We start from the raw sequence: 12791 nt of genomic DNA, 5'->3' as shown, positions 1-12791 counted from the left end.
GGGTGTCGGCGCCGGGCCGGTGCTGCTCGGTGGCGCCGGGGCCGGGCTGCGATCCGGGTCCGGGGCCGGGAAACCTTCGGCGATGAGTTCGCCGTAGGTTGCGGCGGCGGCGAATCCGAGCGCGCCGAGGGCCTGTCCGACCCGCGCGGCGTCCCAGGAGTCCGCCCGGGACGGATCCTCGCCCGCGATCCGGGTGAGGTAGGAGCGCAGCGAGGCCGGGCCGTCGCCGACGATCACGTCGATTCGGGCCGGCAGCGGACCCTTTTCCAGGGTGATTCGGGTGCCCAGTTGCGGGATGATCAGGACGATCCCCATCACCCCGACCGCCTCGCGACCGGGTGCGGCCCGTAGCAGCTGCTCGAGTTCGGCGGTGCGGGTGTCGATCTCGTCCATGGGCTCGATGCCGCTCTGCGCTCCCTCGAGCGGGGCGACTTGGCCGTCGATCGTCCACGGCTCGGTGTCGGAGCACACGAGTGTGCCGGTGACTCGCTCGGTGAAGCCCTTGATCACGATCAGCACGCAGGTCGCGGGCATCCACACGATCACACCCGAACCCTGGGGTTCGAACACGGCGATCCCGGCCTGCGCACCGTTCCACGATTTGAGCCAGTTCAGCACCGTGCGCTCGGTACTGGACAGCCGGGACGGGTCGTCACCCCGGACCTTCACCAACATCCTGATCAACCCCTACCCGATGCCTCATCTGCCGACCGCGCGAGCGGTTAGCCGAACACCTAGAGGGTACGGGATCCGGTCGAATCGTCCTGCGCGCCAGCACAGATGATGCGGGATCGATCGAATTGCCCACCGGCCGGGGCGGGATTCGGCGGATCGACCCGAATCCCGTTCCGGAGACTGGGCGGTATGTTCAAACGATCCTTCGAGATGGAACTATGCGCAGCCATGAAAACGATCCGGTGCCATGGCGCCGGCGCTGAACCTGACTCTCGATCGAATTCGGGACAACCATGACGCCAGTTCGACTGTGTAGTTCGACGCTGCGTCCGAGTTGGCTCGTCGGTGGTGGCGAATACGCCGGTTTCGCCGCTTCCGATAAGCCGTGTGCGGGTCATTCGTCGATGCGGGCGGCCAGGTATCCGTCGGGTCGCACGAGGACCTGGGTTCCTGCGGCTGCTGCGTAGGCGGCGTAAGCGTGGCCGTCGACGTCGAGCAGTTGGTCGTAGTGGGGCGTGCTGCCGGGAGCGGCTATCGTGAATTCCCGGACCGGAACGGCGTTGTCGTGACTCGGCCGCAGGCTGCCGGGGGTGGTCGCCTGGTGTGCGGTGATATTCGCTTGGCTGGATGACGTCGACTGATCGGTGCTGTGGCTTGCGGAGACGAGAGTGTCATCGTGAACCGGATGGCGGTCGCCGGAAATGGCGACCTCATGTGCGGCACTGTTCGCCGGGTGGGATGACGCTCTGTGGCCCGCAGATACGAGGGCGTCGTCCGAGGTCTCGGTGATAGGCGTGCCGAAGTGCAGCAACGTGGCGTGCGGCCCGCGGAAAAGGTCGAACAAACGCATTTGGGCTCCGTCGGAGCGGAGCAGGGGGGCGTCGGGTGCGCGGTCACCGGCGATCAGCGCGCCGGTCGACTCGGGGGTGCGGTAGGTGAGGGAGAGTTGGTGGGTTTCCTCGCCGCGGTGCATCGCGTCCTCGTCGCCGGAGAGGTGCTTGTCCAGGAGGTCCGCGCTCAGGCCCAGGACGCGGGCGGCGACACCGCGGCGTTCGGGCTCGTAGGTGTCCAGGGGCGCGGTATCGCCGGACAGTGCGGCCGCGAGCTTCCAACCCAGGTTGTAGCCGTCCCCGATGCCGGTGTTCATGCCCTGCCCGCCCGTCGGCGGGTGCGCGTGCGCGGCGTCACCGGCCAGCAGCACCCGGCCAACTCGGAAGCGTTGCGCCAGGCGGATATTCGGGCGCCAGACCGTCGACCACACCGGTTCGCCCAGGACGATGTCGGTGCGGCCCGAGAGCCGGTCGAACAGTTCCTGTAGGACGTCGCGGGTGGGCTCGGTGTCCTGGACCAGCGGCGCGGCGAACTGGAACAGGTCGCGGCCGGGGAGCGGGGTCAGGGCGATGCCGGTCATCGGTTCGCCCACTCTGGCGAACCAGTAGCCGTAGTCGTGGTCGAGCGCGGGGGCGGGGAGGTCGCCGAGCAGCATGCGGATGGATTCGTCGGTACTGCCCTCGAACGGGATGCCGAGGGTCTTGCGGACGGTGCTGCGACCGCCGTCGGCGCCGACGAGATAGTCCACGTGCACCGTCTCGTGGCCGTGCGGACCGGCGAGGACCGCGGTGACGCCGTCGTCGTCCTGGGTGAATGTGTCCAGGGCCGTGGACAATTCGACTCGGACACCGAAGTCGGCCAGGCGTTCGCGCAGGATCGCCTCGGTATCGGACTGGCCGAGCACCCACGGGTTCGGGTAGGGCACAGCGGGCGTCGGTTCGGTGGGGTCGCTCATCCGGCGCTCGGTGACCAGGTTTCCGTCCAGGTGCACCCGCATGAGCGCCTGCGGCCGGCCGGCGGCATGGATCGCGTCGAATACCCCGAGATCGTCGAATATCTCGAGTGTGCGCGGCTGGATGCCGTCGCCGCGGGAGCCCGCGAAATGGGTGTCGGCGCGGTCGACGATGCGCAGGGCTACGCCGCGGCGGGCCAGGTCGATGGCGAGGGTAAGGCCGGTGGGTCCGGCTCCGGCGATGAGTACCCGCGGTGCGGTGGGCGCCGATGTGCCGGTGGTGAGTTCTCGAGATGACATGCGGGTCTCCTGGGGCGAACGTGTGTTGCGAGGTAGACTGAATCGCAATTCGGTGAACACTGATTCAGTGAAGATGGATTCAGTATTGAGGTTGATAGGGTCCGCTGTCAAGGAGGTGGTGGCATGAGTGGAGCGCTGCGAACCATCGACATGGCACGCGCCACGCAGGAGCGAGTCGTGTCCGGCACGAATGGTCGGCGCAGCCTGTGTCGCGCCGAGCGCCCGGTGAGGCGTAGCGGTGAGTGACTCGGCGGCGGGCGCCGGCGGTCGCGCGGTCGGTGGTGGCTCGGCGAGTGTGACCGGCGGACGTGCGGCGCGGGCGGCGGAGACCGAACAGGCGCTCAAGGACGCGGCGCGACGGTTGTTCGCCGAGCGCGGCTACCTGAATACGAAGATCACCGACATCACCGCGGCGGCCGGGCGTGCGGCGGGGTCGTTCTACAACCACTTCTCGAGCAAGGAGCAGTTGCTCCAAGCGTTGATGGAAGATTTTGCGCAGGACGGTGATTCGGCCGCCGAGCAGCAGGCGCACAGTCCGGACTTCACCGATCCGGCGGCGGTCCGGTTCCATGTCGAGAGCTTCTGGCAGTTCGCTCGGCGGCACTGGCCGGTGCTGCGCGCGGTGCGTCAGGCTGCCCTGGTGGACGACGAATTCGCCAGAGTGTCAAGCCGTTTCGGAGCTGACCAGCGCAACGAGGTGGCCGACCACCTCGATGGTTTCCCGGCGGCGGGACTGTCCTTGCCCAGCACTCCCGAGGCCAGTCTGGCGATGATGTTCCTGGCTGTGCAGGGGTTGTTGGAGGCGGTGGAGGAGGGGGTGGTCGAACTGACCGACGACGAGGCCATCGCGGGTTTGAGCAGGTTTATCTACCGTGGCCTCACGGGAAGGGACCTCTGAGCCTAGGAGAACCGGCCTCCCGCTGCATTTTGTGCTCGGATTTGTCGGAAACCGGACGATCGGGTGGACAAAATGCAGCGGGAGGCCGGACTGAACTCCTCGTCCATGCCGTATCGCCTCGAAAAGCGCCCGGATGCGGCCGGAATCCGGCGCGGAGCCTATGCGACATGCCGGTCCGTCACGGCGCGACGGACAGGATGGTCCTCCGCGATTCAGGGCAGCAGCACGATGGAGCCGGTTGTCTTGCGGCCCTCCAGATCTCGGTGTGCGCGCTCGGCCTCGGCGAGGAGATAGGTCGCGCCGATGCGGATGTGCAAGGTGCCCGTCGCGATGGCGTCGAGGATATCGCCTGCGCGCCACAGCAGTTCGGCGCGGTCGCGGGTGTAGTGGCCGAGCGTGGGGCGGGTGACGAACAGGCCGCCGCCCTGGTTGAGGCGCTGCAGGTCGAACGGCGGCACCTGGCCGCTGGCGCCGCCGAACAGGGCGAGCATGCCGCGCACCCGCAAGGAATCCAGACTGGCGTCGAAGGTGTCCTTGCCGACGCCGTCGTAAACGGCCGCCACACCGACGCCGTCGGTGAGGTCGCGGACCTGTTCGGCCAGGTCGTCGCCATAGCGCAGCACCTCGGCCGCACCCGCTTCGCGCGAGAGGGCTTCCTTTTCGTCGGTCGACACCGTGGTGATCACGCGGACGCCGCGTGCGGCGGCGAGCTGGGTCAGGATCAGTCCCACACCGCCCGCGCCCGCGTGCACGAGCACGCTCTCACCGGGTTCCGGCTTGTAGATCGATTCGACGAGGTAATGCGCTGTCATGCCCTGGACCAGCACGGATGCCGCCACGGGCGGTTCGACACCGGCCGGGACGGGAATCGCGTTCGCGGCGTCGACGGCGACCTTCTCCGCGTAGTTGCCCGAGCTCAGCCAGACCACCCGGTCGCCGACCTTGAAGTCGCTCACCTCGGGCCCGACCTCGGTCACCACTCCGGTGCCCTCACCGCCCGGGATATGCGGCACCTCCCGCTGGTAGACGCCCGAGCGTTCATAGGTGTCACGGAAGTTCACGCCGATCGCTTCGGTATCGACCAGCAGCTGACCAGGGCCGATCTGCGGATCGGGCACCTCGACGTAACGCAGGACCTCGGGACCGCCGTGCTCGGAAACCTGAATGGCATGCATGTGACGGTTCTACACCGCTGGTTGCTGCCCTATTCCCGCAATCGCGCCGGTGGGCGGTGGACGACCATCAACCTACTGGGCGGTAAACTCGCCGCATGAGTGCTCCCGAGGCTCCTGCCACACCGTCGTCCAGCGTCGTCGAGTCGGTGAAGAAGTTCGTTGCCGACCATGGTGGTTCGGCCACCGCGGTGCTCCAGCCGATCGGCCGGATCGGGGTGCGGATCACCCTGGTCGGCAAGGACGGCGTCTTGGGCGACCGGGTCGTGAGCGACCTGGCCGAAGCCAAGGCGGCGGTCGAGCGTGTCGATGGTTTGACCGAGACCGAACACTGGGACCGTGAACTGACCTCGATCGCCACTCCCGCCAAGGGACATTGGGCGAAGATGGCGGGCTGGGTCGCCGGGCAGCACAGATTCCCCGCCGCGCGCAACGAGCGCTGAGCGGACTCCGGGCGCGCCGCCTGCGGACGGATTTGGAGCGCGGTCGGCCATGTGCCCGTACGCAGCGCCGGCGGCGAGGACTTTGTGACAGCATTCGCTCCGGCTCCGCGTCGGGATAATCACTGACGACTTCGGCACGAAGACAGAAGCGTGATGGACGGGTCGCCTACTTTGCCGGATCGATATGCGGTCAGTGGGTTCGTGCCCCACGCATCTTCGAGGTTCTCATCGCGGTAGTGCTCGTCCTCGGTTCGACGCCGTGCTGCCAGAGTAATGGCCCAGTCCGAACTGCCTCCACAATTGCGCAGTCCGCAGTGTTGCGTCGCATGCAAGAATGCAGTCCGCGCCGAACTGTATGACGGCATATCGCCTCTGGGGGAAGGCATTCGACGTGCTCAGGGCCGATTCATCTGATTCCTGCGCCGCCGGACAGGTTTTGGCGGCGCGAGATCAGGGGTGATGTGCATCGACTGCCTGATTGCATTCGGTGATGATTCTTCCCGGATTCGGTGAGCCCCGTAATGTCTGCACGGCTCGGCGGCTGTCGGGCGCCTGACGATCGTCGATCAGGTCGCGCGGGGCCGCGCCGATGTATTCGTCACCGATTCGGTGGAGGGGCGCTATCGGGTGCGTCGGCACCCGGAATTTGCGGGTGCTGCACCCGGGGCAGCCGTTCGACTCGTCCGGCAAGGTCTTCTTGCTACGAAAGAACGATCCGGTGCTGGCCGCGGAGGTCGACGGCTAACTGGGCGCGCAACTCGCGACCAGTGGGGTCGACCGGTTGTCCGACCAATGGATCGGGCCCAACGCCACCGTGTGAGGTGGATCCACGGTGGCGCTGCGTGCGGGCTGTGTGCACCCTCCACGGGTGGGCGGTGCCACGGGCGGGAGTTGTCGGACCGAACGTTTACAGTGGCCGCATCGCGTCACCGCAGGGCGGTCGGCCGGCGCGGGCGGGAGCATTCTATTCCTTCGATGATTGGTTCAAGACGTGATCGAAGAACAGGCGAGTCGGACAGCGGTCCTGGTATGCCAGGGTCGCGCGGTCGGGGATGGACGAGTCGGGGTCGGGCGGTTCAGCGATCCCGTTGCGGCGCAACTACTTCAGGGGGAGGAACGACAGGCCGTTGAACGGGCGCGATCCGGCAGCGCCCCACGGCAGTGGCGCGAGCGGATGCACTACGAGATGCTCAACGCCACCTCGGCGGTCCTGGTGACCCGAACGGTCGTCATCGACGAGGCCGTGCGGTCGGCGGGCAATCCGCAACTGGTGGTGCTGGGGGCGGGGCTGGACGCGCGCGCCTGGCGGATGTCCGAGCTGTCCGGGGCGGTGGTCTTCGAGGTGGATCACCCTGCTTCGCAACAGGATAAGCGTCAGCGGGTAGACAGCCTGGAGCCGGTGTGCAAGTCGCTCACCTATGTACCGGTGGATTTCGGCCGGGACGAACTAGGTCCCGCCCTGGCGGCGGCCGGGCACGATCAGGCATCGCCGACCACCTGGATCTGGGAGGGCGTCCTGCCGTATCTGACCCACGCCGAGGCCGAGGCCACCCTCCTCGCCGTAGCCGAGCGCTCGGCAGAGGGCAGCCGCCTGATCGCCACCTACCCGATGCCCAATCGCCTTGCGGCCCTGGGGCGCCGGGGCATGCAGGTGTACAGCAGGCTCACCGGTGCAAAGGATCCGCTGGAGAACGAACGCCATGTTTCGGCCTGGTCCCCGGAGCAGATGCGCTCCCTGCTCGCCGCCCACGGCCTGACGGTCACCTCGAACGTCGACCTGTTCGCCACTTCCCGCGACTTGTCGATCCCGGCCCGTCAGTCCCGCTTCTACGGGCTGGGCTACGCGGTCGTCGCGGACAAGCTCGGCGGATAGTCGGGGACAAGCTCGGCGGATAGTCGGGGCCGCCGGGTTGCGGTGGCCGAGGTGGACACCGGGGCCCGAGGTGTTCGGCGACTCAAGAGCGGCAGGAAGTACGCGATTCCTGTGGTGCGCCATGGATGTTCGAGAGGGTCGGCGTTCGTTAGCGGGAGGTGACCGCTGGGTTTTCTGAGGTGCTCGGTGGCTTCAGAGCTGCCGTTGTGTGCGATTTCCGTGGTGCGCCATGGATGTCAGTAGGCCTCTAGGCGCAGCATCCGCCGCCGCAGCAACCTCCGCTCGGCGCGGGGGCCGATCCTCCTGTGGCGCCGGACCCTCCTGTGGCGCCGGTCAATGCGATGGTGGTCAGGAGTTTGACAGTGTCTGCATGACCGTCGGGGCAGACCGCGGGCGCACTCGATTGACTCATCGGCCGTTGCAGCTCGAAGGTGTCGGTGCATTCCCGGCAGCGGTACGCGTAGGTGGGCATGGCGAAATTATCCTCGATGGCCTCGCTGGATGGCCAGGTGCCTGTCCGAGCGCGAAGTAAGGCGGGTCGATATCGGAAATCGTGTGGGTGTCCCGGGATTGTGAACCCCTCGGCGATGCCCTCGCGGTGATCCATCTGCGCCGTGAAGAAGGCCGGGCGGCGTGTCACCGGTAGCCTCGGGAGCCCTGGCGGCACCCAGTCTTCTCGGGGTATAGGCCCACGTTGACGCCGGAAGATTCACCTCGGCGCGCAGCTGAGTTCGGGCAATTATCGATGGCTGGAGAGGGTGCGTAGACAGGTGTGGGCCGAAATCAGGCGCAGTCTCAGGCCGGATCGGCGGCCTGTACGGCGTGGGCGATGCGGGTGGTGCCGGCGGTGAGGTGTTCGCGGGTGCGCATGGCGGACCAGAGGGCGGCGGTGGCTGCGGTGCAGGCGGCCGCGCCGCCGACGTGGACGGCGACCAGGGCGGCGGGGACGTGGGTGAAGTACTGCACGATGCCGACCAAGCCCTGGGCGCAGACCAGGATCAGCAGCACGGTGAGGCGGTTGCGCAGGGGACGGGTCATGCCGACGGCGGCAAGACCGAAACCGAGGCCGATGATCAGGGCCAGGTAGGCGACGACCATTTCGGCGTGCGCGTGTACCAGGCTGACGATCTCGATCTGGAGGCGCTTGACGGGCTTGTCCGCGCTCTGGTCGCCCGCGTGCGGCCCCGCGCCGGTGACGAAGGTGCCCGCGATCAGGACCGCCGTCAAGGCCACCGCACTCACGACGGTCAGCCAGCGCAGCGGGGCGGGGACGCGTGGCGCGGGTACGCCGTCGTCCGGCTCGCCGACCTTGACGAACAGCAGGACCGACAACCAGACCATCAGCATCGAGACCAGCAGGTGGATCGAGACGGTCCACCACAGCAACCCGGTCCGCACGGTGATCCCGCCGATGACGGCCTGCAACACGGTGCCGCCGGGCATCAACCAGGCGTATGTGACGATCTCGCTCCGCCGCCGCGCCCGCAGCACGGCCAGCACGATCAGCGCGGCGCACAACACCACAGCGAACGTCAGCATGCGGTTGGAGAATTCGATGGCCTGATGCCAGAACGGCACGGCCGCATGGCGAGTCGGCGTGAAGCTGCCGGGGAAGCATCGCGGCCATGTCGGGCAGCCCAGCCCGGACGAGGTGACCCGTACCACCGCACCGGTCACCGAGATCCCGGCCTGCGATAACACCACCAGGAACGCGACGATTCGCTGCACCCGCAGCGAGGGCAGCGGCAGCAGATCGACCAGTCGCATGAAGGCGCGTGACAGCACGTAGCGATGGTAGTCCGGCGTAGTCCGCGCATTGGCACCGGGCTACTACAGATTGTCGTTGGCGTGGCGCGCTGGGACGTCCATATCGCGGTGGGCGAGGGGGTGGCGCGGTTTGTCGCTGACGCACAGTCCCGTGGACCGCTGCGTGCCCGAAGTAGAACGATTCGGACATGATCGATCGATCGCACAGGCGCGAGGTGTGCGCTTGCACGCCGCCTGGCTCGACGCGCACCACGAGTGGGGGCCGGGCGCCCACGAGGACGGTTTCGGGTTGCGGTTGTCCGACGAGATCGGATCGACCGCCGGTTTCGCGGCTTGGGTGGCGCGGCTGGTTGGAGACCCCGGGTGTACATACCGGTGGATCGTCGAGGAGGGTCGGGTGCTCGGGGGTATCGCCCTGCGACACGGGTTCGGTGAGGCGTGGAGTGGTCCGGCCATATCGGGTACGGCGTCCGGTTCTCGGCGCGTCGGCGTGGTCTGGCCACCTGGGCGGTGGGTGAGATCCTCGATGAGGCACGGAAACTCGGTATCGACCGGGTGCTGGTCGTCTGCGCGGCCGGCAATATCGTCTCGGCCAGAACCCTCGAGCGCAACGGCGGTGTGCTCGAGGGGATCCGGGACACCCGGCTCGGTCCGGCGCGGCGTTACTGGATCGACACCGAGGGACCGAGGGGCTGATCCGACAGACTACCGGGTGCAAACTGGCAGCATTTTCCGTTGACTCGGCTGCGGACCGATGTGTGAGTAGTCCCGATTGGCCGGTTTCTCGTGAGTGCATCGACGTTGAGCAGGGCATTAATAATCACACCGTCCAGTCGGTTTGTTCCCGATTTGACCGAATTGAAAATGGCGCGCCGACGAGTTTTATGCGTTACGGCGTGTCGCCCCAAGAGGTTTCGCTACCGTGAGGATCACAGCGAATATCTAGTGAACTGATCGCTGCCGCTACACCCAGCAACCTGGGCTACCGAATCGCCATCCCGCTCCGGCAGTTGCCGGGGTGCAGTGCCCGTCTGTCATGACGAGGGCGGTGCAGTGCTTCTCGTGTGCGAATCTCGCGCTGTTCCGACCCAGCGGTGTGCCGGAACAGCGCGGGATTCGCACGGTTTTCCTCATCCGCAACACAGGTCTTCTTGTTCAACAGACACAGGAAGGTGGGCGATGTCGAAGATCCGGGTAATCGCGGTATGCGCCGGGTTCGGGTTGGAAGCTTACGACTGGGGGATGTATCCGCTGCTGCTGAGCTATTTCGGGCCGAACTTCTTCGGGCCGGATCTGCAGCGGTCGCTGGTGTCCGGTTTCGCGGTCTTCGCGGTCGGATTCGTGACTCGGCCGTTCGGCGGGCTGATCCTGGGCCGCTTCGCCGACGTGCGTGGGCGCAAACCCGCGATGCTGGTGTGCTTGGCGGGGGCGGGGGTTGCGGCATTGGGCATGGCGCTGACGCCGTCCGTGGCGACGTTCGCCGCCGCGCCGGTGCTGGTGGTGATCTGGCGCGCACTGCTGGGGTTCTTCTTCGGCGGCGAGGCCCCGCTCGGACATAGTTATGTTTACGAGATGACCCCGCCCGGGCGTCACGGTGCGGGCGGAAGCTGGCTGCCCGCGGCGGCGGGAGTCGGCGGTATATTCGCCAATCTTCTTGTGCTGGGGCTGATTTGGTCTGTCGGCTCGGACGGGATGACGGCCGGGTACTGGCGGATTCCGTTCCTGATCGGCGCTTTCGGATCGTTCCTGTTCGCGGCGCTGCGCGGTGGGCTGGCCGAATCCGGGCAGTTCCAGGCACATCGCAACGACGCATACTCCTGGTGGGCCGAGCGGCGCCGGCTGGCGCTGCCGATGCTCGCGGTGGCAGGGGTTACCATCGGCGCGACGGCCGCGCTCTACCTGTGGGGCGGGCTGACCACCACCTACGCGATCAGCGTGCTGCAACTGGACGACGCGTCGGTACTGATGGCGACCATGTCCGGGGCGTTGTTGGTCACCATTGCGGTGCCGCTGTTCGGCCGCCTGGGCGACCGCGTCGGCTGCCGCTTCCTGATGTGTGCGGCCGCCCTGGCGATGGCGATCGCCGTGGTGCCGCTGCAGTACGGCCTCGAGCACGGCGGGATCCTGGGCTTCTGGGTGGTGATCCTGCTCGCGGACCTGCTGCTCGCACCGCTGCTGGCGATGATGCCCTCGGTGCTGGCAGGTCTGGTTCCGGGCCGATACCGGGTGGCTGCCGAGGGCATTCCGTACACGCTCATCACGATGCTGTTCGGCGGCACGATCCCGATCCTCAAACAGCTCACCGCCGACCATACTGTCCTGATCGGTAGCTATGTAGCACTGCTGCTGCTCATCACGGTCGGGACGCTGCAGTTGGTCGGCCGACGCGGCGAGGAATCGGCGAACCTGCCGGGAATCTCGGAAAGCGCTGCGGGCGTGGTGCTTCCGGCGGCCGTGCAGCCCTGATTCCGCTGGGATGGGGATTGCCGTCGCCGGGCTGCGGTTGTCGGCAGCTTGGCGACGGCAATCCTGTTGGGGTTGCGCGGTTTACGCGAGCGGTGTGGCAATGGTTCGGTTCGGGACCGGTCATCTGAGTTGTCAGGCCGGCGGGCTGTCGGTGGCGTGCCGCTCTGATCGGGGAGTGGCGGACTGCGGCGGTCGCCGCAAGTCCGGCTCCGGATCGCTTCGGCTCTGGATCCAGAAGGTACGCGAGTGGAGCGGCAGTGTCTGCTGGCTGTCGCACGACCCTGCGGCGCATGGAAAGGAGGTCGGCGGTTGGCGGTCGTGTGGCGGTGCTCAGGCTTCGGTTGGAGCCGTGCAGGTTCTGGAGTGGTGCGGTGGTTGTTGTGTTGGCTGTCGTATCGGCTGATCGCACAGGGAGGGGAAGGTGGCGGATCGCGGTGGGTGCGTGGCTCGCCGCCTGATGCTGTGGAGGTGAATGCGCAGGCCGTGGTACAACTTGAACGGTGTTAAGGTTGCTGCGCTCATGAGTACATTTGTTAGTGCGCGCAATCGGCTGGCCGTTCGTTTGACCGCCTCGGGGGTCGGGGCCGCGTTGGAAGCTTATGAATGGTCGCTGTATGCGCTGTTGGTGACGTACTTCTCGCGACACTTCTTCGGTGGGTCGTTGCGGCATTCGGTCGTGTACAGCCTTGGGGTGTTCGCGCTGGGGTTTGTTATTCGACCGGTTGGTGCGCTGGTGTTGGGGCGGTTGGCGGATCGGCGGGGGAGGCGGCCGGCGCTGGTGGTGTCGATCGTGATCGCTGGTGTGGCGACGCTCGCGATGACACTGACTCCCGGGCGCGAGACGGTCGGTGTTGCCGCGCCGGTGCTGTTGCTGGTGTGGCGGCTGCTGCTGGGATTCTCGTTCGGTGGGGAGCAGGCGATCGCGCAGGCGTATATGTACGAGTCCGCGCCGCCGCGCCGCCGGATCCTGGGGACCAGCGTGTACTCGATCTTCTACGGTCTGGGGACGGTGTGCGCGAACCTGATCGTCGCTGCCCTGGTGGCGGGTGTCGGCAGGGAGGCCGTGGCGGCGGGGTACTGGCGGGTGCCTTTCGGCGTCGCGGCGGTGCTGTCGCTGGGATTCATGGTGGTGCGCAGCGGGCTGCCGGAGACCTTGAGTGAGGCGGTCGCGGCGGAAGAGGGTGCAGGACTGCGTACTTCGGGATCTGACGCTCCGCGATCGCGCGATGCTGGGCCGCTGACCGCGAGCACTGAGGTGGAGCCCAATGCTGTGGGATCGCGCGACCGTGAGGTGCTGGCTGCGGGTATCGGGGTGAGGCTCGAGGCTTCGGGATCGTTGGTTGCGGATCCTGGGGAGGGGGCCGACGCTGTGGGATCGCGGGATGCGGGGTCACTGGCTGCGGGTCCTGGGGAG

11 protein-coding genes are annotated in these 12791 nt (G+C 67.2%); 6 read left to right on the top strand and 5 right to left on the bottom strand.

Annotated features, from left to right (window positions below):
- Together JZ791_RS41265 and JZ791_RS41260 are read right to left on the bottom strand one after the other, a co-directional pair.
- On the bottom strand, positions 1-675 hold a 675-nt coding region (locus tag JZ791_RS41265; protein WP_216902958.1), incomplete at its 3' end, for a hypothetical protein.
- A 394-nt stretch (positions 676-1069) separates the two neighbouring features.
- Positions 1070-2758 (bottom strand): FAD-dependent monooxygenase, encoded by a 1689-nt coding sequence (locus tag JZ791_RS41260; RefSeq protein ID WP_216902956.1) that lies wholly within the window; start codon positions 2756-2758, stop codon positions 1070-1072.
- A 238-nt stretch (positions 2759-2996) separates the two neighbouring features.
- Here JZ791_RS41260 and JZ791_RS41255 point away from each other — a divergent pair, with 238 nt between their 5' ends.
- Positions 2997-3656 (top strand): TetR/AcrR family transcriptional regulator, encoded by a 660-nt coding sequence (locus tag JZ791_RS41255; RefSeq protein WP_308163437.1) that lies wholly within the window; start codon positions 2997-2999, stop codon positions 3654-3656.
- 212 nt (positions 3657-3868) lie between these two features.
- Here JZ791_RS41255 and JZ791_RS41250 read toward each other — a convergent pair whose 3' ends face one another.
- Complete coding sequence (locus JZ791_RS41250) at positions 3869-4831, bottom strand: quinone oxidoreductase family protein (protein WP_216902954.1); 963 nt, start codon at positions 4829-4831, stop codon at positions 3869-3871.
- A 95-nt stretch (positions 4832-4926) separates the two neighbouring features.
- Between JZ791_RS41250 and JZ791_RS41245 the strand changes: the two genes are divergently transcribed.
- Both JZ791_RS41245 and JZ791_RS41240 read left to right on the top strand, forming a co-directional pair.
- Positions 4927-5271 (top strand): hypothetical protein, encoded by a 345-nt coding sequence (locus tag JZ791_RS41245; RefSeq protein WP_216902952.1) that lies wholly within the window; start codon positions 4927-4929, stop codon positions 5269-5271.
- Between the two features lie 991 nt (positions 5272-6262).
- Entirely contained in the window at positions 6263-7144 is an 882-nt protein-coding gene (locus tag JZ791_RS41240; RefSeq protein WP_216902950.1) for a class I SAM-dependent methyltransferase, read from the top strand.
- Between the two features lie 247 nt (positions 7145-7391).
- Here the strand turns inward: JZ791_RS41240 and JZ791_RS41235 are convergent, their stop codons facing one another.
- Positions 7392-7616 carry an FmdB family zinc ribbon protein gene (locus JZ791_RS41235; RefSeq protein ID WP_216902948.1) on the bottom strand — a complete coding sequence of 75 codons (225 nt, stop codon included), beginning with the start codon at positions 7614-7616 and terminating at the stop codon, positions 7392-7394.
- A 323-nt stretch (positions 7617-7939) separates the two neighbouring features.
- Positions 7940-8911, bottom strand: a complete 972-nt coding sequence (locus JZ791_RS41230) for a COX15/CtaA family protein (protein WP_216902960.1) — start codon at positions 8909-8911, stop codon at positions 7940-7942.
- Positions 8912-9349: 438 nt separating this feature from the next.
- Between JZ791_RS41230 and JZ791_RS41225 the strand changes: the two genes are divergently transcribed.
- The 3 genes from JZ791_RS41225 to JZ791_RS41215 form a co-directional block, all read left to right on the top strand.
- The gene (locus JZ791_RS41225) at positions 9350-9607 is read left to right on the top strand and encodes a GNAT family N-acetyltransferase (protein WP_216902946.1); all 258 of its coding nucleotides are present in this window, start codon (positions 9350-9352) and stop codon (positions 9605-9607) included.
- 483 nt (positions 9608-10090) lie between these two features.
- The gene (locus tag JZ791_RS41220) at positions 10091-11377 is read left to right on the top strand and encodes an MFS transporter (RefSeq protein WP_216902944.1); all 1287 of its coding nucleotides are present in this window, start codon (positions 10091-10093) and stop codon (positions 11375-11377) included.
- 520 nt (positions 11378-11897) lie between these two features.
- Positions 11898-12791: MFS transporter (locus tag JZ791_RS41215; protein WP_216902942.1), on the top strand; the 894-nt coding region annotated here is incomplete at its 3' end.

The sequence above is a fragment of the Nocardia alni genome (genome assembly GCF_019038435.1).
Taxonomy (GTDB): domain Bacteria; phylum Actinomycetota; class Actinomycetes; order Mycobacteriales; family Mycobacteriaceae; genus Nocardia; species Nocardia alni.
The sequence above is the reverse complement of the archived record's forward strand: the minus strand, read 5'-3'. Positions and strand labels throughout refer to the sequence as shown.

Coding starts and splice junctions, on each gene's coding strand:
- JZ791_RS41220 (WP_216902944.1), top strand. CDS start 10,091: ATGTCGAAGATCCGGGTAATCGCGGTATGCGCCGGGTTCGGGTTGGAA.
- JZ791_RS41260 (WP_216902956.1), bottom strand. CDS start 2,758: ATGTCATCTCGAGAACTCACCACCGGCACATCGGCGCCCACCGCACCG.
- JZ791_RS41250 (WP_216902954.1), bottom strand. CDS start 4,831: ATGCATGCCATTCAGGTTTCCGAGCACGGCGGTCCCGAGGTCCTGCGT.
- JZ791_RS41230 (WP_216902960.1), bottom strand. CDS start 8,911: ATGCGACTGGTCGATCTGCTGCCGCTGCCCTCGCTGCGGGTGCAGCGA.
- JZ791_RS41235 (WP_216902948.1), bottom strand. CDS start 7,616: ATGCCCACCTACGCGTACCGCTGCCGGGAATGCACCGACACCTTCGAG.
- JZ791_RS41245 (WP_216902952.1), top strand. CDS start 4,927: ATGAGTGCTCCCGAGGCTCCTGCCACACCGTCGTCCAGCGTCGTCGAG.